General features: G+C 30.5%; 19 protein-coding genes. 4 read left to right on the top strand and 15 right to left on the bottom strand.

The window, feature by feature from the left end:
* Positions 1–2 precede the first annotated feature (2 nt).
* The 14 genes from DUT90_RS04755 to DUT90_RS04690 form a co-directional block, all read right to left on the bottom strand.
* Complete coding sequence (locus DUT90_RS04755; RefSeq protein WP_114425897.1) at positions 3–2,912, bottom strand: PEP/pyruvate-binding domain-containing protein; 2,910 nt, start codon at positions 2,910–2,912, stop codon at positions 3–5.
* Between the two features lie 187 nt (positions 2,913–3,099).
* Positions 3,100–4,098, bottom strand: a complete 999-nt coding sequence (locus tag DUT90_RS04750) for a DUF6695 family protein (protein WP_114425895.1) — start codon at positions 4,096–4,098, stop codon at positions 3,100–3,102.
* Complete coding sequence (locus tag DUT90_RS04745) at positions 4,085–4,342, bottom strand: DUF6095 family protein (RefSeq protein WP_114425894.1); 258 nt, start codon at positions 4,340–4,342, stop codon at positions 4,085–4,087. The genes DUT90_RS04750 and DUT90_RS04745 overlap by 14 nt, the downstream gene beginning before the upstream one ends.
* Positions 4,342–5,151: an N-acetylmuramic acid 6-phosphate etherase gene (gene murQ, locus DUT90_RS04740; protein WP_114425892.1), complete on the bottom strand. Its 810-nt coding sequence runs from the start codon at positions 5,149–5,151 to the stop codon at positions 4,342–4,344. The genes DUT90_RS04745 and murQ overlap by 1 nt, the downstream gene beginning before the upstream one ends.
* A 52-nt stretch (positions 5,152–5,203) precedes the next feature.
* The gene (locus tag DUT90_RS04735; RefSeq protein ID WP_114426324.1) at positions 5,204–6,037 is read right to left on the bottom strand and encodes a DUF4249 family protein; all 834 of its coding nucleotides are present in this window, start codon (positions 6,035–6,037) and stop codon (positions 5,204–5,206) included.
* 4 nt (positions 6,038–6,041) lie between these two features.
* The gene (locus DUT90_RS04730) at positions 6,042–8,420 is read right to left on the bottom strand and encodes a TonB-dependent receptor (RefSeq protein ID WP_114425889.1); all 2,379 of its coding nucleotides are present in this window, start codon (positions 8,418–8,420) and stop codon (positions 6,042–6,044) included.
* 150 nt (positions 8,421–8,570) lie between these two features.
* Positions 8,571–10,784 (bottom strand): NADP-dependent isocitrate dehydrogenase, encoded by a 2,214-nt coding sequence (locus DUT90_RS04725; protein ID WP_114425888.1) that lies wholly within the window; start codon positions 10,782–10,784, stop codon positions 8,571–8,573.
* Between the two features lie 328 nt (positions 10,785–11,112).
* On the bottom strand, positions 11,113–11,463 hold the full coding sequence (gene rplS, locus DUT90_RS04720) for a 50S ribosomal protein L19 (RefSeq protein ID WP_114425886.1): 351 nt from the start codon (positions 11,461–11,463) through the stop codon (positions 11,113–11,115).
* A gap of 111 nt (positions 11,464–11,574) precedes the next feature.
* The gene (locus tag DUT90_RS04715; protein WP_114425884.1) at positions 11,575–13,053 is read right to left on the bottom strand and encodes a glycosyltransferase family 39 protein; all 1,479 of its coding nucleotides are present in this window, start codon (positions 13,051–13,053) and stop codon (positions 11,575–11,577) included.
* Positions 13,046–13,723: a tRNA (guanosine(37)-N1)-methyltransferase TrmD gene (trmD, locus tag DUT90_RS04710; RefSeq protein WP_114425882.1), complete on the bottom strand. Its 678-nt coding sequence runs from the start codon at positions 13,721–13,723 to the stop codon at positions 13,046–13,048. Before trmD ends, DUT90_RS04715 begins: the two co-directional genes overlap by 8 nt.
* A gap of 30 nt (positions 13,724–13,753) precedes the next feature.
* Entirely contained in the window at positions 13,754–15,178 is a 1,425-nt protein-coding gene (locus DUT90_RS04705; RefSeq protein WP_147266195.1) for an energy transducer TonB, read from the bottom strand.
* 35 nt (positions 15,179–15,213) lie between these two features.
* Complete coding sequence (locus DUT90_RS04700; RefSeq protein ID WP_114425879.1) at positions 15,214–16,161, bottom strand: succinylglutamate desuccinylase/aspartoacylase family protein; 948 nt, start codon at positions 16,159–16,161, stop codon at positions 15,214–15,216.
* Complete coding sequence (gene rimK / locus DUT90_RS04695) at positions 16,151–17,026, bottom strand: 30S ribosomal protein S6--L-glutamate ligase (protein WP_114425873.1); 876 nt, start codon at positions 17,024–17,026, stop codon at positions 16,151–16,153. Before rimK ends, DUT90_RS04700 begins: the two co-directional genes overlap by 11 nt.
* Positions 17,027–17,028: 2 nt before the next feature.
* Entirely contained in the window at positions 17,029–17,478 is a 450-nt protein-coding gene (locus DUT90_RS04690) for a RimK/LysX family protein (protein ID WP_114425871.1), read from the bottom strand.
* 103 nt (positions 17,479–17,581) lie between these two features.
* On the opposite strand from DUT90_RS04690, the gene DUT90_RS04685 reads away from it, so the two are divergent.
* From DUT90_RS04685 to DUT90_RS04675, 3 genes are all read left to right on the top strand, one after another.
* Complete coding sequence (locus DUT90_RS04685; protein ID WP_114425869.1) at positions 17,582–17,989, top strand: DUF2721 domain-containing protein; 408 nt, start codon at positions 17,582–17,584, stop codon at positions 17,987–17,989.
* Between the two features lie 205 nt (positions 17,990–18,194).
* Positions 18,195–19,556, top strand: a complete 1,362-nt coding sequence (rimO, locus tag DUT90_RS04680) for a 30S ribosomal protein S12 methylthiotransferase RimO (protein WP_114425867.1) — start codon at positions 18,195–18,197, stop codon at positions 19,554–19,556.
* 7 nt (positions 19,557–19,563) lie between these two features.
* Positions 19,564–20,298: a diphthine--ammonia ligase gene (locus DUT90_RS04675; protein WP_114425866.1), complete on the top strand. Its 735-nt coding sequence runs from the start codon at positions 19,564–19,566 to the stop codon at positions 20,296–20,298.
* Between the two features lie 16 nt (positions 20,299–20,314).
* Here the strand turns inward: DUT90_RS04675 and DUT90_RS04670 are convergent, their stop codons facing one another.
* A complete protein-coding gene (locus DUT90_RS04670; protein ID WP_114425864.1) occupies positions 20,315–22,795 on the bottom strand; it encodes a M14 family metallopeptidase in 2,481 nt (826 codons plus the stop codon).
* Between the two features lie 206 nt (positions 22,796–23,001).
* On the opposite strand from DUT90_RS04670, the gene bshC reads away from it, so the two are divergent.
* Entirely contained in the window at positions 23,002–24,594 is a 1,593-nt protein-coding gene (bshC, locus tag DUT90_RS04665; RefSeq protein ID WP_114425863.1) for a bacillithiol biosynthesis cysteine-adding enzyme BshC, read from the top strand.

Raw genomic sequence — 24,594 nt, 5'->3', positions numbered from 1 at the left:
ATTTATATTTTTTCAGTAATCTTAATTTGTTTGTTACCCGATATTTTTGGAGTAATGGAGTTTAAATAATCAGAACTTTTGGCTTGTTTGTTTTCTACAAATGGTCTTATTTGAAACAGCCATAACTTATTATCTCTAAAACCAAACTCAACGTCAAAGGCTTGATTTTTATCATCTGTTTTTTCACCAATTTTTTTTCGAATGGTTTTAGCCAATTCTCGGATGTCTTGTATATTTTCTTTATTTAAGATTTCTTTTTCAAAGGTTGTAAAATATTGTTTTGTGCCTCCATAATTGGGTAAACGAATGTAGTTTGATTGTCTTGCAGGGGCAAGTAAGTAATCTGATTCTTGGGTAATTAACCTAGTTTCTGCAGATTGCCCGTCTACAGCACCACCTGCACCTCTAGAAAAAGCGACGGTTAGGTCTTGATCTGTACCAACATTTATTCCTTTTGTTATCATAACGCCAGAATAATCTACATCTACACTTGGTATTATTAAAATAGAAGGGTATACATTTTCTGGATTTAACAAATATTTTTGCCTCCATTTAAAACTTCTGTCTGTGTATGCAGATGCCCAAACGCGTTTAATCCCTTGTATTATTTCGTTTTCTTTTTTTATATTGAATAGTGTTAAATTTAAACCAGCTCCTGTAAATTCTTTTAAATCCTCCATGTTGGTATCACTCCTTAAAAATACAGGTATATTGCCAATTTCGTTTTTAAAAATAGTTTTAAAACTATTCTTTAAATCGCCTATAAATGCATCATTTAACGGTATATCCAAAATGGCTTTGTGTAATTTTCCTAGAGATTCTAAGAGATAAGTTTCTATTTGATCTTCAGAAATTCCGTTTTCTTTTTTATATTTTGCTTCTTTAAAGGTATCATTTAAAAAACTCCAGTAACTTTTATTTTCATTGGGCATTTCTAAATTCATATGAGCTTTAAAAACTCCAAAAGGTATAATTAAACCTTCTACAACTTGATTAGGAAAAAGTTGTTTCAATTCCCCTAGATTAGCTGCTTTTGGCCCACATAACTTGCCTGAATCTGAAGCATTAACTTGATTCATGTTTATGATTTTAGCAACATCTAAACGAATCTCTTTTGTAGGCACTTCAATCATGTTTTTACTTTTTTCTTTTTTTACAAAAAGAAGCTGCTCTTCATTGGTCATATCATCTTCAGATTTTAAAATCACATTTCCTTTATGAGAAACTGCGTAAAATACCTGTTTACCGTTGTATTTTGCTAGATCAACAAGATTTTTATTTGATAATGCTGCATTTGGTATTCCTAAATTTCTAGCCAACAATTGTACATGAGAAACCAAGTTTCCTTCAGAAACAGTCATAATTCCTGCCACTGGTTTCAAATCTGATGGAGGGTTTTGAAAAATATAAATATTGTTCGTATTGACTTCAACCTCGTCTGGGTTTCCATCTACCACTACCAACTTTCCAAAAGCATATCCAGGATTTAAACCTCTAATAGAACTCTGGTTTTTAATAGACATTACATCATTATTAATATTAGAAATTTGGGCTACAAAAGTACCAAGCTTACTAACGGTTTCACCCAAATTAAGGGCTATACTGTTACGCACTCTGTCGTCTATAAAACCATATGCAAGGTGCTCAAACTTTGTATAATTTAAGACGTCATGATTGTAATTTGCTTTTATCAAAGAGGCACTCCATTCAACAATACTTCTTGCAGTATTTAATATACTATTCAATTCTTCTATGGTAGTAGTCTCTTTTTTCAAAAGGTCATCAAACCTTTTTTCTACTTCATTATATTCCCAAAATTCTATAAGACCATTACCCAAAGCAGCACATGAAAGTGTTTTGATTTTTCCTATGGTTTCTTGAAGTGTTTCTGTTTTCCAGTTTTGAGTTTCTATGAGTAATATATTATCTATTTGATTGCTAATATCTAAGAGCTGTAATCGATCTTTTGAAGAGTTAAAGTCTAAAATACTTTTTCTAATAGTAACCAAAAGGTTTGCTGATTTTTCTGTTATCGTTTTTGATGTTTTGTATTCATTAAAATATTTAGAAAAGTTTTTCAGTTCTTCTACTACAATATTCTTTTCGGTAAAGTTTGCCACAACGCTATCAATTGATTTAAAATCTAGGGGCGCATAAAACTTTTGCATTGTTAAAACTAGATTCTGTAAATCTTTTTGTTGTTGTAGAGATAGATTTGCCTTGTTTTTTGAAACAAAGTCTTGTACTAAATTGATATCACTTTCTTGCGGATTACCATGAATTTTAATACGAATATTCATAAATTCAGGAATATCTTCTGCTAAAATTTTAGACTCGCTACGCATCAATTGACCTAAATTGGTTTCTCCATTATGCGGTACGTCTTTTAAGATTTGTTTAATTAAATAATAATTAGATGTAATAAAGTCATCATTTTTTAATACGGTTTCAAAAAAACCTTTTCCCCAAGCCTCTTCGTCCTCAGACTGTATAGCACCTCTATAGTATTGTCCTTTTCTTAAAATCCATCCGTCATCAATACTTTTTAAATAATTATTTATTTGGTATTGTTTTAAACGACTATAATTGTTCTTTTGATCTAAAAATTCAATCTGATTGTTTGCAGCTAAAATTTCTCCAAAAAACAGGTGATTTTTATCTCTCAATTCTAAAGCAGATGTTTTAAAACTTGCGTGCTGTATACCACCTCCTATATCATCAGGACAAGGATCTTTGGCATCGCGAATACTACCATCTTTACAAAACCATTTTATTCTATAATAAGGACCTCTAATATCATTTTTATAAGCGTCTACGAGCTCTTGTATTTGTTTTGTAGAATAATCTTGAGCTGAGTATTTTTGGTTAATAAAAAAAAGGAAAAGAAAAAATACAATATAATTTTTAGCCATTTTATATAAATTGATGTAAACAAATTTAGGCTTTATTTTTTATAAAGATTGGCTAATAATGCAATTGAGTTCACTTAAAATTGATAAGAGCTAAAATTTTTTTACAGATTTAGAATTGTGTATTGTCTTAGGTGTAATTGTTAATTTATATGATTAACGTGGTTTTATGTCAAACAATATGATGCAATTACTTACTGTTTAACGTTAAAACAAATCTTTTTTGATGCTGATATATGTAAGCTTCTTTGCAGTTTGTAGGGTATATAAATTTATGCTTTTTGCTAGCATCAAAAGAGGTGCAATTGGCTGTATAAATACCTTCTGAATCTTTAATACCTTCAGATGTATATCTAAAAATTGTAAAGGTTCTTTCATCAATTTGATTTCCTACTTTAAACCAAGCACCACTACCTATGCCTCCTAACCAAGTTGCATTTTTTGGAGAAAAAACGGTAGTATTTGGTTTTTCTGTTCCTATCAAATTAGGTGCTATGTCTATTCTTTTTAAGAAACATTCTTTGTATTCTTTAAGTATAGATCTATTTTTGTAGCTATCTATTTTTTGATTGTTAACTTCAAAAATTTTGTTGTTTGAACTTCCTTTAATTACATTCCCTATAGGGCTAGGGGTTAGTAAATTTGAAGTTTTTAACTGTTTCTTTATTTTTTTATTTTTTGTAGAGTTTACAATAGTATCAGTAACAAAACGAGCGCAATTGGTTCCGTTCTTTACAAATGCACCATAAGGAACCTCTTTTTGGGCTATCAGTTTTTTTATAAATATTGATGCTTTAGTGTAATCAATCTTTGTGTTTGTTGATGCAATTAATCTTCCTTCTCCATGAGTTTTTTCAGGATGTTTATCTAACCAAAGTAAGATGTCATCTAGATTTATCAATGTGCCTTTTTCAAACTTTGCTTTAACAGGAACAACCAGTTCAGGGTCAGTTTCTTTCGATCGGACTCTACCATTTCCAAAACTGGTAATGTATCTTCCAAAATCAAAATAATTAATTTCAGACTCTCCTTTTTTTATGAGCAAAAGTGCAGCGTGACCAGCTTGTACAGCATGTTTACCACCTACACCAATTAATGGCCAAATTTTACTAGAAAACTCAGAATAAGCAGGTCTTACTACTGTATCTGGATAAGAAAGGATGACAATAATTCCGTCAGAATTTGGCATTTTTATCGTTAAAAAAAGCGTTTAATAATATTTTAAATGTTCTTATAGCAAAAAAAATGGTGTATATGATTAACAAACCAGCTACACTTATTAAAATGTAAGAGAAAATAGCTTTAGGAGAATTTTGATATTCTTTTAGCCCCTTGAATCCCATAGTAAGAGAAATAGGAGAAATGATAAATAAAAGGATTAAAATAGCCAGCCTTTTTAATCCTTTTGCCAATATGTTAACATTTGTACTCATTACTTATGGTTTTTAATGGCATTTCTCACATTCCCGAATTTTTCTAATAATTCTTTTGCTTTTTCTAAGTCGATGTTTAACTCTTTTACTAACATATTTTGTGCTCTTTGTACCAATTTATTGTTAGAGAGTTGCATATCAACCATTTTATTTCCTTTTACCTTACCCAATTGAATCATGGTAGCTGTAGACAACATGTTTAGTACTAGTTTTTGAGCTGTACCCGCTTTCATTCTAGAACTACCAGTAACAAACTCAGGACCTACAATTACCTCTACAGGAAATTTTGCAGTGTTTGCAAGTGGGCTGTTTTTGTTACAAGTAATACAGCCTGTTGGTATTTTTTTAGCATTACATTTTATAAGAGCACTTATTACATAAGGTGTTGTTCCAGAAGCTGCAATACCTACAACAATATCTTTCTCAGAAATCTTGTGTTCTTTTAAATCTAACCAACCTTGATTTTTAGAATCTTCAGCAAATTCAACGGCTTTTCTAATAGCAGAATCTCCACCAGCAATGAGACCTACTACCAATTCATGAGGCACACCAAATGTAGGCGGGCACTCTGATGCATCTACAATGCCCAATCTTCCAGAAGTACCTGCTCCTAGATAAAATAAACGACCACCAAGCTGCAATTGTTTTACAATCTGTTTGGTAAGTTTTTCTATTTGCGGTAATGATTTTTCTACAGCTATAGGCACTGTTTTATCTTCATTATTAATATGTACTAATAAATCTGATACAGACATCTTTTCTAGATGGTTGTAATGAGAATCTTGCTCTGTAGTTTTTGTGAAAATCATCATTCAAAAATACTATTTTTATTGCATTTTGAGTGATGATTTTTAGATAAGATTATTCTTCTTTATCCTCTAAACTAATAGTAAAAGTATCTGTTTCTGAAATATGAAAATACCCTAAAGGGAAGTTGTCTTGGTTGCTAGTATTTACAATATTACCTAAAAGTGACGAGGGTACAGTTTCAAAAGGGCCTCCTGCATTTTGTCCGCTTTGACTAACTAAAACTCTAAAATATGTAAAATATTCTCTGCTAATTCCTGACATTTTTATAGTAACAGTAGCAGGTAACTCTAGGTCATCTTCATTATAAAAATAAGAGAAGTTGTAGTCTGAACCGTTAAAGAAACGATCTTCTATGGGTAAAAATAAATTGTTGGTAAAATCAAAAAGATAATAGTTATCTACAGTGCCATCATCAGTAAAATTAACGTCTACTTCTGTTTCTGTACCTGAAAACAAGGTTTTATCTCCTTGGGTTATACTAGTAATTGGTGTTGATTTTATTTTTGAAGCTATTGCTTTATATGTTTCATTTTCATAAACGATTGTTAGTTCATACAAAACATCATCTGCAGGAATAAAACTAATAGTTGGTTCATAATCTCCGTCTGCATTATCATCTGTAAAATTAATGATGGAATTGTCAGATAAATTTGTAAGCAAAACGGTTGCATTTGTTACAGTGGGTACTGTTTCTTCAAAAAAATCTGCAGACAATCTTAGTTTAACAGTAGTATTTGCAGTAACAGGGTTTTCATTAAAGAAGACTTCAAAAGACGCGTCTACAATTAATTTTGGAGGAATTGAGGGTAGATCAACATCAACTACTTTTTCGCAACTATATAAAAAGATTAAGAATAAAATTAGAAGTACGTATATCTTTTTCATGTCTTTAGAATTTAAAATTATAAGTAACTGAAGGCACAATACCGAAAATAGAAGTTTGTACAGCTTCATTTCTTAAGGTTTCTCTATTTTGTCTAAAATTTATAGATGCCGCATTTTGTCTACTATATAAATTATAAATACCAAATACCCATTCTGCTTGCCAGCTTCTATTTTTATTTTTTTCGGGTGTTAAAGTGGCAGATATATCTAACCTATGATAAGCAGGTAAACGATCTGCATTTCTTCTATCATCATCAAAAATTGGTACTGTTAAACCTTGCAATTGGTATTGTCCAACAGGGTAATTGGTAGGTTGCCCAGTTTGAAACAAGAAATTGCTATTAAATGTCCACTTTTTATTTAATTCGTAACTTGCATTTAAAGAAATATCATGTGTTTTATCAAAAGGAGTACTGTACCATTCACCTTGATTTATACCAGGTTCTTCAGAAGTTCTTCCAGGTGTACGTTGTTCTGATCTAGATAGGGTATAGGCCAGCCAACCTTTAAAATTACCTTCATTTTTTTTAAAAAGCACCTCTAAACCGTAGGCTCTTGCCTCGCCATTTAAAATAACAGTTTCAATTTCATTATTAGCTATTAAGTTTGCCCCGTTAATATAATCTATTCTATTTTTAATGTCTTTGTAAAAAACTTCTGTTTCTAAAGAATAATCTCCATCTTTTATAGATTTAAAATAACCAAGTGCATATTGATCTAAAAGTTGGGGTTTGATAAATCTGCCACTTGGAGCCCAAACATCTAAAGGAGTAGGAGATGCTGTATTAGAAAGCAAATGTAAATACTGTGCCATTCTGTTATAACTTGCTTTGATAGAGGTCTTATTGTCTAAAATATAAGACATAGAAAGACGCGGTTCAAAGTTATTAAAACTGGCAAGTACATCACTTCTATCAAAAGTTTCAATTCCAATAGGTTCTGCAGATTCATAAACTCTAAATTGCGAATTGTAAACTACAGCTTGGTCATTTTGATAGACATTTAATTCATCTTGTCCTAGCCTTGTAAAATTACTAAAGCGGATACCATATTGTAATCTAAAATTATTGCTTATTTTCTGTTCTACATCTACATAAGCAGCAAACTCGTTTGCATATTTGTCTATTAATTTTTCTGCAACAATACCAGAGTCATCTCTATTTGGAGCAATGTTTCCAGGGTTAAACTTAGTATAGATATTGTTAATACCATAGCTCAATTTCAATTTTTCGCTAACAAAGTGATTAAAATCGTATTTCAGATTATAGTTTGTTATTCCAGAATCCCATTCAAAACCAACAAAATCTAATGTTAAACCATAAAAATAATCTGAGTAAATTAAAGAAAGGTTTGAAAATAATTTATCAGAAAATAGATGGTTCCATCGTAAATTAGCTACTTGATTTCCGTAGTCGTTTACAAAGTTATCACTAATACCAAATACATCTTTACCAAAATAACCTGAAAAGAAAAGATTGTTTCTATCGTTGATTCTATAATTTATTTTGGTGTTTAAGTCATAAAAAAAAGCTGTATTATCATTATTAAATAAAGGTAAAAATAAATGCGCATAAGAAGATCTACCACCAATTAAAAACGATACTTTTTCTTCTTTAATAGGGCCTTCTATTAACAATCTACTAGAAATTAAACCAATACCTCCGGTAACTTTAAGGTCTTTACTATTTCCTTCTTTTTGATATATATCTAAAACAGATGATAATCTCCCTCCGTATTTAGCAGGAATACCACCTTTGTAAAGACGAATATCTTTAATAACATCAGGATTGAATACCGAGAAAAAACCAAACAAATGTGAAGAATTGAATACAATAGCTTCATCTAGTAAAATTAAATTTTGATCTGCAGCTCCTCCACGTACATTAAAACCAGATGCACCTTCACCAGCACTTGTAACCCCTGGTAATAAAATAATAGATTTGATAACATCTGCTTCTCCTAAAACAACAGGAATTTGTTTTATAGTAGAGGCAGTTAATTTGTTTACACTCATTTGTGGAGTTCTAACGTTTAGCTTTTCTATATTGCCCTCTATAATAATTTCATCTAAACTTTCTGACGCTTCTTTTAATTTGTAGTTTTTTGTGATCTTCTGATTTAGTTCAATAGTTTCTGTGATCGTTGAGAACCCTAAATAACTGATTTGAATTTGATAATTTCCTTCTGGTAAAGTAATAGAATAGAACCCATATTCATTAGTAGTGGTACCTGCATTTGCTTCAGGAAAATAAATAGAAACACCAATAAGGGTTTCATTACTACTATCATCATAAACAGTTCCACTAATAGTATGTTTTTCTTGACTAAAAAGAGATATTGTATATAAAGATAGCAAAAAGAGCAATTTTTTTGCGTTTGACATTTTGTTTAATGATTAAATTTAATTACTCAACAAAAGTACAACTCTAAATTTTAAGAAAACGTTAAAATGGGTTGTAAAACCGAATTGTTGTATATATAAAAGTCGGTATTTCTAATACCGACTTTTATAAGAGTTATATATGTATTTTGTTTAAGATGCCAAAATTGAATTTAATATTTGGTTCGGTCTCATTGCGGCATCTGCTAAATTATCATTTGGTTGATAATAACCTCCAATATTAACAGAACTACCTTGAATTTCGTTTAACTCTTCAACTATTTTAGCTTCATTAGCTTTTAAGTCCGCAGCTATTTTAGTAAACTGCACTTTTAAATCTACATCTTTGTCTTGATTTGCTAATCCTTCTGCCCAATATAATGCTAAGTAAAAATGACTTCCTCTATTGTCCATTTCTCCAACTTTTCTCGAAGGAGATTTGTCATTTTCTAAGAATTTGTCAGTTGCATCATCTAAAGTTTCTGCCAAAACTAATGCTTTTGCGTTATTGTGCGTAGTTCCTAAATGTTCTAAAGAAACAGCTAAAGCTAAAAATTCACCTAAAGAATCCCAACGTAAATGATTTTCTTCTAAAAATTGTTGCACGTGTTTTGGAGCTGAACCTCCTGCACCTGTTTCAAATAAACCACCTCCATTCATCAGCGGAACAATAGATAACATCTTTGCAGAAGTACCTACTTCTAAAATAGGAAATAAATCTGTTAGATAATCACGTAAAACGTTACCAGAAACAGAAATTGTATCTTTTCCTTGAACAATTCTTTCTAACGTAAATTCAGTTGCTTTAATAGGTGATAAGATTCTAAGATCTAACCCTTCAGTGTCATGATTTGGTAAGTACGTATTTATTTTTTTGATGATTTCTGCATCATGTGCTCTATTTTCATCTAACCAAAAAACCGCAGGAGTTTCAGAGGCTTTAGCTCTGTTTACAGCTAACTTAATCCAATCTTGTATTGGTAAATCTTTTGTTTGACACATTCTCCAAATATCTCCTTCTTCTACAGCATGTTCTATTAAAACAGAACCATTTGCATCAGTTACTACTACTTTTCCTGCTGCATCAATCTCAAAAGTTTTGTCATGAGATCCATACTCTTCTGCTTTTTGAGCCATTAAACCAACGTTAGGAACAGTACCCATAGATGTTGGGTCAAAAGCTCCATTTTTCTTACAAAAATCTATGGTAGCTGTATAAATACCAGCATAAGAACTATCAGGAATAATTGCTTTTGTATCTTGTAATTTGCCTTCTGTATTCCACATCCTACCAGAAGTTCTAATCATTGCAGGCATAGATGCATCAATAATAACATCAGAAGGAACATGTAAATTTGTAATTCCTTTATCAGAATTTACCATAGCTAAAGCAGGACCATTTTGGTATGCACTATCTATATCTGCTAAAATTTCTGCTTTTTTATCTTCAGAAACTTCACTTAAATTACTTAAAATATTGGCAAAACCAACATTAGCATTAACACCTATTTTATCAAAAGTTTCTGCGTGTTTTTCAAAAACATCTTTAAAAAATGCTTTTACAGCATGACCAAAAATAATTGGGTCAGAAACCTTCATCATGGTTGCTTTCATGTGTAAAGAAAGCAAAACACCTTGTTCTTTAGCTTCTGTAATTTGTGCTTCTAAAAATGCTACCAACGCTTTTTTGTTCATAACAGTAGCGTCAATAATTTCTCCATCTAATAAGGCAACAGTATCTTTTAATACAGTTTCTGTACCGTTTGTGGCAATATGTTTTATAGATACGTTTGTTGCGTTAGCTACTGTTACAGATTTTTCATTGTGAGCAAAATCACCAGAATTCATCGTTGCTACATGAGTCTTAGAATCAGATGTCCACGCTCCCATAGAATGTGGGTTCTTACGAGCGTAATTTTTTATAGCTTTAGGCGCTCTTCTGTCTGAGTTCCCTTCACGCAATACAGGGTTTACAGCAGATCCTTTTACCTTATTATAACGTACTAAAATTGCTTTTTCTTCGGCTGTCTTAGGATCTTCAGGAAAATCTGGAATAGCATAACCTAGTGCTTGTAATTCTGAAATTGCTTCCGTCAATTGAGCTACTGAAGCACTTATGTTGGGTAATTTTATAATATTAGCTTCTGGTTGTTTAGCTAAATCACCTAAGATTGCTAAAGCATCTTCAACTTTTTGATCTTCTGTTAAATAGTCTGCAAAGTTAGCAAGAATCCTTGCAGCTAGAGATATGTCTTTAACCTCAATATCTATATTAGAAGATTTTGTAAATGCCTTTACTATAGGTAAAAAAGAACGTGTTGCTAAAGCTGGTGCTTCATCGGTCTTTGTGTAAACAATTTTAGCCATTGTGCTTGATATTATATGTTAAGTGATTTTAATAGGCATTCATAAGAAATATTTCATCATTATGAAAGCGAGCAAATTTATGAATTCTCTTTGAGTTTTTTAATGGTAAAATGCTATTAATTAGTTAGTTTTTTTATGTTTTTGTTAATATTTTTAAAGGTTTATTAAATTAACAAAAATTAAAGCCATATCATACAAATTCATAGAATGATATGGTTTTATAAAGTTATTTTCTAATACGTTATTTTAATATAAATTGAACAATCATACATTAAAAAAGGCGTTGTGAAATTTCACAACGCCTTTTTTAATGTTATTTGTAAAGAGATTATCTTCTTTTTTCAGCAATTCTAGCTTTCTTACCAGTAAGGCCTCTAAAGTAAAAGATACGAGCTCTACGTACTTTACCTCTTTTGTTAACTTCAATTTTTTGTATAGAAGGTAAGTTTACAGGAAAAATTCTTTCTACACCAACAGTACCAGACATTTTTCTAATTGTAAAAGTTTCAGAAAGACCAGCACCTCTTCTTTGTAATACTACGCCTCTAAAAAACTGAGTTCTTACTTTTTCACCTTCCTTAATTTCGTAGTATACAGTAATTGTATCTCCAGCAGCAAATTCTGCAAATTCTTTTTTTGTTACAAATTCGTCTTGAACAAATTTTATTAAAGATTCCATATCTTTTAATTTAATAGTTTTTCTAAAACAACATTCACGATTTCTTCGTCAGAGGTTAATTTAGCGGTTGCAAAAATAGTACTTTTTTTGAGTTGAAAAAATAAAAATTAATTATTTTTTAGCTTGGTAATTAGTACAATAGTAGACCCAAAATTTACGAACCTCTCTACCGTTAACTTTAATTATTATTGGATGTAATTCTGTAATCGTATCAAAATAATTATTTAATAAATTAAGGTGTGTTCCTTTTTTTTTGTTGTTTTTAAAACGTTTGTCAGAATCAATAAATAGTGCGTTTTTTGAAGTTAAGTCTGATAAATCATCACCTAAATAATCAAAATGTAAAGCAGGCAAACCAATAATATTTTGTGCATATACTTTTTGATTCATATAAAAGTTTAAACAGGCAGCTGTTTTATAATTATCATCTGAAAACACAAATGTATTAGAATGTTTTTCTTGAAGTTTGTTAATTTCTGTAGATAAATCTTTCCAACCCACCCAAGTATCATCACTTTTAATAGGTACTACATAAAATAAAACCTGTATACCTAGTAAAATGTGAAAAACTATAGCTATGATAATTTGAGTTTTCAATAATTTTTTACTGATAAACATAGCTGCTAAAATGATTCCTGTAATATAAGAAGGCATCATCCAGTTCAATTTTACCCAATAAATAGGAGTCAAACTAAAAAAACCAACAAACGTAGGAATAAAAAAAGCGAGTAAAAAAAGGGTTTTAGCTTTCGGAAGTTTAAATTTTAATAAAGCTCGTTTTATATACTTGAAAGTAAAAGTTATAAAAATGACAAATAAAACTGGCAACAGTATAAAAATTTGGTGTGCTATAGCCCCAAAAAAGAAATTAGGATAAAATTTAAACTTTGTAATAGAACTTGTTCTTTCTGAAGATTGAAAAGCAAACGAGGCAAAGTTGTTTTGAATATTCCAATACCAAACAGGAAAAGTAATGGCTATAGAAATCAAAAGGCTTAACCATAACCATGGAGATACTATTAATTTTCTATGTTTATTAGAAAATAAAAGATAAGCTATAAGCCCTATTTGCAGGGTAAGCGCAGTGTACTTGCTGTTAAAAGCTAACCCCATTGAGATTCCGGCTAATATCCAAAACCAATTTTTTTCTTCAAAAATAGCCTTGTATAGACAAATTAAACTCAACGTCCAGAACAGTAGTAAGGGGACATCTGGGGTAGAGTTAAATGATAAGATGGAGATAAAAATGGTAGAAATTAATAAAACTAAAGCTCTTTTTATTTTTTCTTTGGATAAAAAGTAAGAGGCTAATTTGTAAAAGCTTAAGATAGTAAGTGATGTTATTGTATAATCAGCGAGTTTTATGACAAATACAGATTGACCAAAAATTTCAGAAAAGAACCGTAAAATATATCCAATCATACCAGGGTGATCAAAATAAGATAAAGATAGGTTTTGTCCGTACAAATAATAATAGGCATCTTGAGGCATTAAACCCATAAAAGGAAGGAGCAATAATCTGAAGATTTGAAAACCGAAAACCCAAGAAATTGCTTTGTTTGTATTTACGAAAGATAGAAATTTATTCATTTAGCAAATCTGGTCTTATTTGTTGTGTTCTTTCGTATGCCTTATCGCTTCTCCAGTCTTCTATTTTTGGGAAGTTGCCAGACAATAAAATATCTGGTACTTTCATGCCTTCAAAATTGGCAGGTCTAGTATATACAGGAGGAGATAATAGATTGTCTTGAAAAGAATCTGTTAGAGCAGATTGCTCATCACCAATAACACCAGGTATTAAGCGAATAGTGGCATCTACAAGTACTGCAGCAGCTAACTCGCCACCTGTTAAGACATAATCTCCAATAGAAATTTCTTTAGTGATGTACTTGTCTCTAATACGTTGGTCTACACCTTTATAATGCCCAGTTAAAATTACTATATTTTCTTTGAGAGAAAGGGTGTTTGCAGTAGCTTGATTTAGTGTTTGGGCATCTGGAGTCATGTAAATAATTTCATCATAACTACGTTGCAATTGTAATTTTTTTATACAGTTAACAATAGGCTCTATCATCATTACCATACCAGCACCACCACCAAATTGAGTATCATCAATTTGTTTATAGTTTCCTAAACCGTATTCTCTTAAATCATGTACTACAATTTCTACCAAACCTTTATCTTTTGCTCGTTTAACAATAGAATGATTAAATGGGCTTTCTAATAAATTAGGAACTACGGAAATGATGTCTATTCTCATAAGAATTTTACTACAAATTACAAATCTAAATTATTCTACGATAATCGTAAAAGGAATAGAAAATTTTATGTTAGCGGGCTTATTGCCAAAAACGGCTGGAGATGCTTTAGGCAGTGTTTTCATCACTCTAACAACTTCTTCTTCTATTTTTTTATGAGGAGATTTGGCCTTAATGTCTGCAATATTTCCTTTTTTGTCGACCCTAAATTGTATAAAAATTCTTTTTCTACCTGAACTTAACCCCAATCTGTTAATTAACTTAGGGTTGAATTTTTTTGAAAAATGAATTTGTACTTTTCTACTAAAGCAAGCTTTTGCTTCTTTAGAGGTTTTCATGTTTTTACAAGCTGAAAAGATAGGAATTCTACTATATCCAATAGTATTGTATGTTTTTACAACATTTTTACCATCTTCAAAAATTATTATTGGAGAAAAATAACGATTCAAACGGTTTTTGTTTATAAAATTAAGCTCATTTAAATCGAACTTTTTAAATAATGTAATTATTTTTTTTTCTAATGTTTTTGATCTTGAATTTGTAGATATCTCTATAAGATTACCATTTTTATCCAATTCAAAATACAAAGATAACCTTTGGTTGATTCTGTTTAAATTTGCGTAATTTAATTCTTTTTCGGTTAGATTTTTTTGAAGGTATTTTGCAAATTTGTTAGTATAAGAAGGAACAAAAATAGAATCGAAATTATTAAAATTAGTGTCTAACTCAGGTTTTTTTCCAACTTCAAAAGATTGATAAAAACTATAACTGTAAGTTTCTGAGTTGTTATTCACTGTTTTTGGGGTAAACACAACTGGATATTGATCTACAATATGTTTAATGTGCTCTTCAAACTCTATAGGAACTTTTAGTTTTTTAAGTTTTAAAAACCCATTTTGATCTATAAATACATGAATTTCTAAAGAAATATTTGAGCTTTTATTTTTTTTATTGACAAGAGTATAATCAATTGTTTCGTTAAAATAATTTTTTAATTTAGAGTTAATACAGGTTTGTATATCAGAAAAAAAGTCTAAATCTTTACAGGTATTACAATTTGGGGGAGTAACTTCGGTAAATGAATTGCTGACACTAATAACATTTGAACCTGAAACTCTTTTTATAATCTGAAAAGAATATTTTTTTTTGGTATCAAAATTTATTTTTAAATCTTCGGTTGGATATTCTTCAAAAGCCTTTTTTAGTGCTTTGTTAAGATTAGAATTTCTACTATAACTTATTTGAATATTATAAGGAATATTTTCTTTGTTTACATAAAAAACGATTTCTATACTAGAACCGTTTTTAGGGTAAGTAATGTTTTTTAAAAGTTCTTTGGATATCTTTTGCTCAAAGTATCTTGTTAATTCTTCATTTACATTAGCTTTATAAACTGAGTTTTGACTAAAAAGGCAGGAGGAAATAAAAAATAAGAGTAAAATAATTATTTTTTTCATTTCTATATTTTTGCTATAAACATAAGTACTCTTCATTAAATAATACTCAAATGAAACAAAGCGTCACCCTTATTTACTATTGGAGTTTTGTTGATGCAGAAAATATGACCATCAAAAGGAGCATATATTTTTTTATTAAATTCACCAAAAGGATCTTGTATTACGCCCAAAACCTCTTTCTTTTTCACAAAAGTACCATTGCTAGCTCTAACTTTAAACATTCCAGAATCAGGAGCGCGCAACCATTTTGCTTTTTTTACAAAAATAGGTGTTGCTTTAACATTAAGCTCTCCTTCTAGTAAACCCAAATGAATTAAAACATTTCGTGTTCCGTTAACACCTTCATTAATAATGGCAGGATTCAATTCTTTGGTTTTTCCACCTTCAAAAAGCAAAACGGTTTTGCCCATTTTATAAAGCGTTTCTCTTAAAGATTTTACGATGTTATTAGAAAATACAATGATAGGTGGATTAAAAACTTTAGCCAATTCTAAACCTCTTTCGTCATCTTTGTTGCATCTAATCTGAGCTACGTTATCTCGTTCTCCTCCACCTGTATGAAAATCGATTACATAATCTACAAAAGGGGCTATTTTTTCTGAAAACTGATAAGCAAACTGACTAGCTAAAGAACCGTTTTGAGTTCCTGGAAACATTCTATTTAAATCTCGTCCGTCAGGGAATTCTCTTGTTTGAATCAAGTAACCAAAAATATTAAAAACAGGAATACAAATAATAGTTCCGTTTTTAGGCTTATTTAGTTTTTGATTGATAACTTCTCTAACAATACCTACACCATTGGTTTCATCACCATGTATACCTGCCAACAATAAAACTACAGGGCCTGGGTTGTGTGAATGTTCTATAATCACAGGAACATTTACAGTAGTTCTTGTGTGTAGTTTTGCAATTTTTAAATCAATTACAGTTCGTTTTCCTTTCGGAATTTCTTTACCGAGAAGTACAAAAGGTTTATTCGACATGAATCTCTAAATAACGGATGATTTCTTTAGCAATATCTTTACCAGTAGCGGTTTCTATACCTTCTAAACCAGGAGAAGAATTTACCTCTAATACCAATGGTCCTTTAGAAGATTGTAACATATCTACACCTGCAACTCCTAGTCCTAATGCTTTAGCAGCTTTAATAGCTGTTTTTTCTTCCTCATCTGTTAACTCTATAACCGTGGCATTACCACCTCTATGTAAATTTGAACGAAACTCGCCTTCTTTACCTTGGCGTTTCATGGCGCCTATGACTTTTCCGTCTATAATAAAAGCTCTAATATCTGCACCACCAGCTTCTTTAATAAACTCTTGAGCAATTACTCTAGCTCCCAAACCGTTAAAGGCTTCTAGTACAGAAGTTGCAGCGTTTTTTGTTTCTGCTAAAACAACTCCTAAACCTTGTGTGCCTTCTAACAATTTTAAAACCATTGGAGCTCCACCCACAGATTTAACAACATGCTCTACGTCTTTTGTATAATTGGTAAATACTGTTTTGGGTAAGCCTACACCAGCCCTCGCTAAAATTTGCAAACTACTTAATTTATCTCTAGACCTTGTTAGTGCTTGAGATGATACAGAAGTAAAAACTTTCATCATCTCAAATTGACGAATAACAGCAGTACCATAAAATGTAACAGAGGCTCCAATTCTAGGAATAATTGCGTCTATATCTGTCAAATATTCTCCTTTGTAAAATATTTTTGGCGCTTTTTTTTCTATTTCTATATTGCACTTTAAGTGGTCTACTACAATTATTTGATGCTTTCTTTTTTCTGCAGCTTCTATCAATCTTTTGGTAGAATAAAGTTTTGGATTTCTAGAAAGGATAACAATTTTCATAATTATTTATATTTTGATACGTGAGATAGTTCTTTTTTTGAGGTGTCTATCACAAATTTTTTATTTAAAAATTTTCTTCCTAATAAAACAGGAAACTTCATATTACTACGTTCAGTAAGTGTCAAATATATAGGGAATTCGGTGTCAAAAAGAATAATTTTTGTTTTAATTAAAAATCTTTTTTCAGATATTCCATTAGAACTTTTTACAATTTTAACATCGTATTCTTTAAAAACAAATTCTTTACCACTGTATTGAGGATGATTTTGGTCTAATAACGTAAATTTAATGTGTTTTTTAGCTCCGTTATTTGCTTCAATAATGTTAACACAATGAATAGAAGAAGTATAAGCGCCAGAGTCTATTTTTACTTCAAGATCCTCTAAATTAAATTCAGGAAAATCTACTTTGTCTAAACGACCAATTGTCAACTTGTTTTTAAAATTAGGCATACATACAAATGTATCATTTTTGTCATTTATAGAATAATAAATTGAGTGAAGAAATAGATTTTTTTTCTTTCCAATTTTATTATTCTGTATTTTTGCAGTAACTATGGAGGCACTAACACTAACTACACCAGCATTATTATTTTCTGCAATTTCTTTAATTATGCTAGCATATACCAATCGGTTTTTAGCATATTCAGCTGTCATTAGAAATTTACATGACATTTACTTAGAACGAAAAGAAGCATCTTTAATACGACAAATAAAAAATTTAAAGTTACGTTTAAATTTAACACGTTGGATGCAGATTTTTGGAATTACAAGTCTGTTATTTTGCGTGGTTACCATGTTGTTAATTTATATACATCAACAAGATATTGCAGTCTATGTATTTGGTTTGGCCTTAATTTTATTAATTATTTCTTTAGGGTTATTAATCAAAGAAATCCAGATTTCATCTCAGGCACTGCAACACCATATTGCTGATATTGAAGAACATCTAAATACAAAATAACTGTTTTCGCATTGATAGGCTACCGTATGAAAATAGAAATCAGTTTTCAATATACCAACAAAAATTATCCAAAGAATATTGAATTTTAGATTTTATATATAATTTGTATAGTTAGTTTTTCTTTTTTTATCTTAATTGTTTTTAACAACTTAACCTAAAAAAGAACTGTATTAACGTATATTTGCAATTGCTTAAAAACAATGTAATGCGTACAAAATCCATCAAAAAAAATAAAATTAATGTAGTAACTCTTGGTTGCTCTAAAAACATCTACGATAGTGAGGTGTTAATGGGGCAGTTAAAAGCTAACGGAAAAAATGTAGTACATGAAGATGAAAATGATGATGGAAATATTGTTGTTATAAATACATGTGGCTTTATAGGTAAAGCAAAAGAAGAAAGTGTAGATACCATATTGCATTATGCACAAAAAAAAGAAGCAGGAGAAGTAGATAAAGTTTTTGTATCAGGATGTTTGAGTGAGCGTTACAAACCTGATTTAGAGAGAGAAATTCCGAATGTAGATCAATATTTTGGTACGCATGATTTACCAAATTTATTAAAAGTATTAGAAGCAGATTACAAACATGAATTGATAGGAGAACGCTTAACAACAACTCCAAAACACTATGCATACTTAAAGATTGCAGAAGGTTGTGACAGACCTTGTTCGTTTTGTGCGATTCCGTTAATGCGTGGTAAACACAGATCTACACCTATAGAAGATGTTGTTACAGAAGCAGAAAAATTAGCCGCTAACGGTATCAAAGAGATTATGTTAATTGCGCAAGATTTAACATATTACGGTTTAGATATCTACAAAAAAAGGGCTTTAGCAGCTTTATTAGAAGCATTGGTTAAAGTAGATGGTATAGAATGGATTCGTTTACATTACGCATTTCCTACAGGTTTTCCTATGGATGTTTTAGAAGTAATGAAGCGAGAGCCTAAAGTTTGTAATTACCTAGATATACCTTTGCAACATATTAACACGGCGCTGTTAAAGTCTATGAAGAGAGGAACAACTCATGAAAAAACTACGGCTTTAATACATAAATTTAGAGAGGTTGTACCAGAAATGGCAATTAGAACTACACTAATTGTAGGTTATCCTGGAGAAACAGAAGAGAAATTTCAAGAATTGAAAGATTGGGTAGAAGAAATGCGCTTTGAGCGTTTAGGAGCTTTTGAATATTCTCACGAAGAAAATACGGGTGCTTATGTTTTAGAGGATGATGTTCCTGAAGAGGTTAAGTTTAGAAGAGTAAATGAAATTATGGAAATTCAATCTCAAATTTCTTGGGAACTGAATCAACAAAAAATAGGAAAAACATTTAGATGCTTGTTTGATAGAAAAGATGGAGAATATTTTTATGGAAGAACAGAGTATGACTCTCCTGATGTAGATAATGACGTTTTAGTTGATGCAAGAGCGCATTACATTAAAATTGGCGAGTTTGTAGATATAAAAATACATGAAGCAGGAGATTATGATTTGTATGGTACACCCATTACCGTACAAGAAAAGCCTAAAAGTTTACATCAAAAATTAAAGATTAAAAAGTAAATATTGTATGCATAAAGCCTATTTTAATTGGAGTACGGGTAAAGATTCTGCATTAGCACTTTACAAGACACTTCAACATAAAACTTATAAAATAGACTTATTAGTAACTACTATAAATAAAGATTTTAATCGTGTTTCTATGCATGGTTTGCGAAATGAATTGCTGTATGCACAAGTAAAATCAATAGGTATACCGTTAAAAACAATTGCGTTTTCTGCAAAAGTAACGATGGATGATTACTCAGAAATCATGGAGGAAAACATGAGCTCTTTAGTATTGGAAAATTATACACATAGTGTTTTTGGGGATATTTTTCTTGAAGACTTAAAAAAATACAGAGATACTAAATTAACTCAAGTTGGTATTAAGGGGGTTTATCCTTTATGGAAAAAAGATACCAAACACATCATAAATGAATTTTTAAATCTTGGTTTTAAAGCAATAACGGTATGTGTAAATGCCACATTGTTAGGTAAAGAGTTTGTGGGCAGAATTATAGACGAACAATTTTTAGAAGAACTTCCAGAATCTGTAGATGTTTGCGGAGAAAATGGAGAGTTTCATACTTTTGTTTTTGATGGCCCTTTGTTTTCAAAACCGATTCCCTTTAAAATAGGAGAAAAAGTATTACGCTCTTATACTTTAAATGAAAATGATAAAGATTCCAATCACAACTCTACAGACCAAGAAATGAAGAGTTTTAACACTTATTTTTGGTATTGCGATTTAGCTTTAGAATAATTTCCAAAATATGTTTCTAATGTTTTAAGATATCAGAATTTAGTAAAAATACAGCGTTAGCAACAAAAAGTTTTCCGTTTTCCCAAAATGATCTAAATAGCGGATTATCTACCATATAAATAATACTTCCGCTTCCCTTCTTTTCTTCACCAAAAAGTAAAGATTTAGGTACGTTCTTTAAAGCATCGTTACCTGCAAAACCAGAAACATTTGTAGTATAATTTCCAAAATAACCTACGTTATTTCCTTTTTGTAGCAGTTCATAAGACGTTCCGCTTAATTTTAAAGAAAAGTATTCTTTGTCATAACCAAAAGCCAAAGGATGTGTGTGGTCTAGCGTGCTGTTAAATATGCTTCCAGTAATAAAATTTTTAACATTGTTACGCTCTCTATCTGCATAAGGAGTTAAATTGGGTTCTTCTATTTTAGTTCTATTTTTTTTCTTTTTCAATGCAAAACTTTTGTGATCCGCAAAACTATTTAGAGCCTCTCCAATAACCAGTAAAGTTCCTCCAGATTGGGTCCATTTTACAAATTTTTCTAAAATAGTTTTACTTAAAACCTTACTGTAGTATCCACTAGGAATAATAATGACATCATAATTAGAAAAGTTTACTTTACTAAAATAATCAGAATTCAAGGTTGTAATAGGGTATTGTAATTGAGTCTCAAAAAAGTGCCATACTTCACCAAAACTTAAAGAAGAAGTTTCTTTACCAGACAACACAGCAATTCTTTGTTTGTTTATGGGGTTTACAGCATAAGAACCAAAATCTACACCTTTGTCTACAAAACCAGTAGTAACAGGCTGTAATCTTCTTTTATGCGTATTTGCAATAGCAACTAATTTAGAGTCAAAATCTTCACTTCTATTGTCATTTCTTAAAATAATTAAACTCCCAGCAGCGTATACCTTTTTATCAATTGTAAATGCTTGATTAGAAAAACGAGGTGTAATATCAGCTTGCAATAATGCTCCTAAAAAAGTTGCATCATCAATACTATTCCATTTTGAAATATAAGCATAAGCATTTGTGTCAATAGTATTTGTTGTTGATTGGGGTATAGTACTTTTTGATGAAGCTACCTTAGTAGTAGAAGCAACGGCTTTAAGACCATGGGCATAGGGTAAAGACCAAGCTGTAATATCGTACGTTAACGAATCTACTAATTTTGTTTTTGGTTCAAACAATACTTTTACCATTTTTCCTTTGGGTTGTTGGGTATGAATAACCAAATCAGAAGTAGAAACAATCATTTTCTCTTCTTTTTGGCTCATATAATTGTAGCCTTTAACAGTTCCGTTTTTAGCAACTTCATATTCAATTTCATGGAGATCTAAGAGTGCTTTTAGACGATTTGTTTTGTCTACATTATCATTTTTTAAAACATAACTTTTATATTGTAAAGAGTTGTTATTAAAAAAATTTTTAAATTCAATATTCAATTGATCAGCATTTTGAGAAGAAATTTCTACCGTAGATAAACCAGTTGTCATGTGGTGTAAAGCTCTATCTTTAAGTGTTAATATCTCACCTTCGTCAGTTTTTATGCCTAAACCGGCTCTTCCATGTCCTGCTTGTTCATAAGTCATTCCAATAGCACCCATGTAGGTTGGGTAAGTATCTCCATAACTTGGGTATAATAAATCGAAACTCTCTTTGGTAAAATATAACCAGCCTTCTTTGTCAAAATATTTTGCATGATTTTTTCCAATTTCGTTTTGAAAGTTACGCTGCCAATCAGAAATAATTTCATGAAAAGGTTCTGCTGCAGGAGCAAAATAATACGGATCATTAATTCCTTGTTCATGAAAATCTACATGAATATGTGGCATCCATTTGTTGTACATTTTTATTCTTTGTTGAGATTCTACTTGAGTAGCCCATGCCCAATCTCTATTCAAATCAAATAAATAATGATTTGGCCTACCTCCAGGCCATGGCTCTGAATGTTCTTTTGCATCTTGATTGGTATTGAATGGGGTACTTTTTACTTGATTATACCAGTTTACATACCTGTCTCTTCCATCAGGATTTATACAAGGATCTATAATAACTACAGTGTTTTTTAACCATTCTTTTTTCTTTGTCACCAATTCATAAAGAGTCAACATAGCAGCTTCTGTACTAGATGCTTCGTTTCCATGAACATTATAACTCAACCAAACTATAGCAATATTATTAGTGGCTTTACCAGAAATAATACCAGTCTGAGCAAGATTATTTGTTCTAATCGTTTCTAGATTAGAGATGTTTTTTTCTGATGAAATATAGCTTAAATACAAAGGCCTACGTTCATTGGTTTCTCCATATTTTTCAAGCACAACGTTAGATAATGAGTTACTAACATGCGTAAAATATTCTACAACCTTATGATGCCTTGTAAAACGAGAGCCAATTTCGTAACCCAAAAATTCTGAAGGAGATTGTATTGTTTGAGAAAATAGGCTTTCGGAAATAAGAAAAGCAACTAACAAAAGAGATTTAATTTTCATAAAAAAAGTTTGATTTTCAAAAATAAGGAATATATATTTCTATCTAACAAAACAAAAACATTAACCTGTTAAAACTTTGTTAGATTGATTTCTCCTTTTCGACAAAAAGGGTGAAATATTTGTACTTTTATCAAAAATTAATCAAACCATATGAATTCTTTTTCAGAATCTGACTGTTATATAAAACGTGTTATTAGTAAGTAATTATGAATGTAACACATATACCCTTTAAAAAAACAGGTTTTTTTTCAAAAACAATGCTAGATTACTTAGCACAAAAAGAAGCTATAAAACCTTTTTATAAAAATTTTTCTGATGTTGAAGGTTTTAAAGATCAAATAAAAGAAAAGAAACAATCTTTTAGTTTAGAAACAAGAAAAATATTGTCAGAAGCCTTGCAAAGTCAATATTCTGACTTCATGGCAACTGAAAAAACAAAAGATAATATCAATCTTTTACAGCAAGAAAATACATTTACAATTACAACAGGACACCAATTAAATTTGTTTACTGGTCCTTTGTATTTCTTGTACAAGATTGTATCAGCCATTAATTTGTGTGAAGAATTAACAGAACAATATCCTAAACAAAATTTTGTACCTGTATATTGGATGGCGACTGAAGATCATGATTTTGATGAAATCAATTACTTTAATTTTGATGGAAAAAAAGTGCAATGGAAACGTGAAGATGGTGGTGCTGTAGGACGGTTTTCTACAAAAAGTTTAGAAGCTGTTTATAGAGTGTTCTCCAATCATTTAGGAAATTCTAAAAATGCCCAGTATTTAAAGAGTCTTTTTTCAGAAGCATATTTAAAACATCAAAATTTAGCACAAGCAACACGTTATATTGCTAATGAGTTGTTTGGTAAATATGGTTTGGTTATAGTAGATGGTGATGATTATGCATTAAAAACAGTGTTTACCCCATACATCAAAGAAGAGCTTGAAAATAAAACCGCTTTTAAAACGGTATCTAAAACAATTTTAGCGTTAGAAAAAGAATATAAAATACAGGTAAACCCTAGAGAGATTAATTTATTTTATTTAGGAAATAATTTTAGAGAACGTATTGTTTATGAGGGTGGGGTTTATAAAGTTAACAATACAGACATAACTTTTACAAAAAAAGCAATTTTAGAAGAATTAGCGAAAAACCCTAAAGCATTTTCTCCAAACGTTATTCTAAGACCTTTGTATCAAGAGGTTATATTGCCAAACTTGTGCTATATTGGAGGTGGAGGAGAGCAAGCGTATTGGTTGGAGTTAAAAACCTTTTTTGATGCTGTTAAAGTACCTTTTCCTATTCTGTTACTTCGAAATTCTGTGCAGGTTATCTCTTCAAAACAAAAACAGAAACTTGACAAGTTAAATATTTCATTAGAAGAAATCTTTTTAAATCAAAACAAGTTGTTGTCAAAAAAAGTTATAGAAAACGCTAATATTAAGGTAGATTTTGATAAGAAAATTCTTTTTTTAGAACAGCAATTTTCAGAGTTAAAAAAAGTTGCCAAACAAACTGATGCTTCTTTTATTGGAGCGGTAGAAGCTCAAGAAATAAAGCAGATTAAAGGATTAGAAAATCTACAAAAAAGGTTGATAAGAGCAGAGAAAAGAAGGCAAAAAGATTTGGTAGAAAGAATATCAAAGTTGCAAAATGAGTTATTACCCAATCAGAGTCTAGAGGAACGTCAGCGTAATTTTTCTGAATATTATTTAGAATACGGAAGTTCGTTTATAGCGTCATTAAAAACTGCTTTAAAACCGTTACAATTGGAGTTTACAATCTTAGAGTTGTAA

The organism is Polaribacter sp. WD7, assembly GCF_003335085.1.
In the GTDB taxonomy this organism is placed as follows: domain Bacteria; phylum Bacteroidota; class Bacteroidia; order Flavobacteriales; family Flavobacteriaceae; genus Polaribacter.
Note: the sequence above shows the minus strand (reverse complement) of the source record. Positions and strands in the feature narration are given on the sequence as shown.

Excerpts from the sequence above, each read along its gene's own strand:
- DUT90_RS04755 (WP_114425897.1), bottom strand. The coding sequence starts at position 2,912 with ATGGCTAAAAATTATATTGTATTTTTTCTTTTCCTTTTTTTTATTAAC.
- DUT90_RS04750 (WP_114425895.1), bottom strand. The coding sequence starts at position 4,098 with ATGCCAAATTCTGACGGAATTATTGTCATCCTTTCTTATCCAGATACA.
- DUT90_RS04745 (WP_114425894.1), bottom strand. The coding sequence starts at position 4,342 with ATGAGTACAAATGTTAACATATTGGCAAAAGGATTAAAAAGGCTGGCT.
- murQ (WP_114425892.1), bottom strand. The coding sequence starts at position 5,151 with ATGATTTTCACAAAAACTACAGAGCAAGATTCTCATTACAACCATCTA.
- DUT90_RS04735 (WP_114426324.1), bottom strand. The coding sequence starts at position 6,037 with ATGAAAAAGATATACGTACTTCTAATTTTATTCTTAATCTTTTTATAT.
- DUT90_RS04730 (WP_114425889.1), bottom strand. The coding sequence starts at position 8,420 with ATGTCAAACGCAAAAAAATTGCTCTTTTTGCTATCTTTATATACAATA.
- DUT90_RS04725 (WP_114425888.1), bottom strand. The coding sequence starts at position 10,784 with ATGGCTAAAATTGTTTACACAAAGACCGATGAAGCACCAGCTTTAGCA.
- rplS (WP_114425886.1), bottom strand. The coding sequence starts at position 11,463 with ATGGAATCTTTAATAAAATTTGTTCAAGACGAATTTGTAACAAAAAAA.
- DUT90_RS04715 (WP_114425884.1), bottom strand. The coding sequence starts at position 13,053 with ATGAATAAATTTCTATCTTTCGTAAATACAAACAAAGCAATTTCTTGG.
- trmD (WP_114425882.1), bottom strand. The coding sequence starts at position 13,723 with ATGAGAATAGACATCATTTCCGTAGTTCCTAATTTATTAGAAAGCCCA.
- DUT90_RS04705 (WP_147266195.1), bottom strand. The coding sequence starts at position 15,178 with ATGAAAAAAATAATTATTTTACTCTTATTTTTTATTTCCTCCTGCCTT.
- DUT90_RS04700 (WP_114425879.1), bottom strand. The coding sequence starts at position 16,161 with ATGTCGAATAAACCTTTTGTACTTCTCGGTAAAGAAATTCCGAAAGGA.
- rimK (WP_114425873.1), bottom strand. The coding sequence starts at position 17,026 with ATGAAAATTGTTATCCTTTCTAGAAATCCAAAACTTTATTCTACCAAA.
- DUT90_RS04690 (WP_114425871.1), bottom strand. The coding sequence starts at position 17,478 with ATGCCTAATTTTAAAAACAAGTTGACAATTGGTCGTTTAGACAAAGTA.
- DUT90_RS04685 (WP_114425869.1), top strand. The coding sequence starts at position 17,582 with ATGGAGGCACTAACACTAACTACACCAGCATTATTATTTTCTGCAATT.
- rimO (WP_114425867.1), top strand. The coding sequence starts at position 18,195 with ATGCGTACAAAATCCATCAAAAAAAATAAAATTAATGTAGTAACTCTT.
- DUT90_RS04675 (WP_114425866.1), top strand. The coding sequence starts at position 19,564 with ATGCATAAAGCCTATTTTAATTGGAGTACGGGTAAAGATTCTGCATTA.
- DUT90_RS04670 (WP_114425864.1), bottom strand. The coding sequence starts at position 22,795 with ATGAAAATTAAATCTCTTTTGTTAGTTGCTTTTCTTATTTCCGAAAGC.
- bshC (WP_114425863.1), top strand. The coding sequence starts at position 23,002 with ATGAATGTAACACATATACCCTTTAAAAAAACAGGTTTTTTTTCAAAA.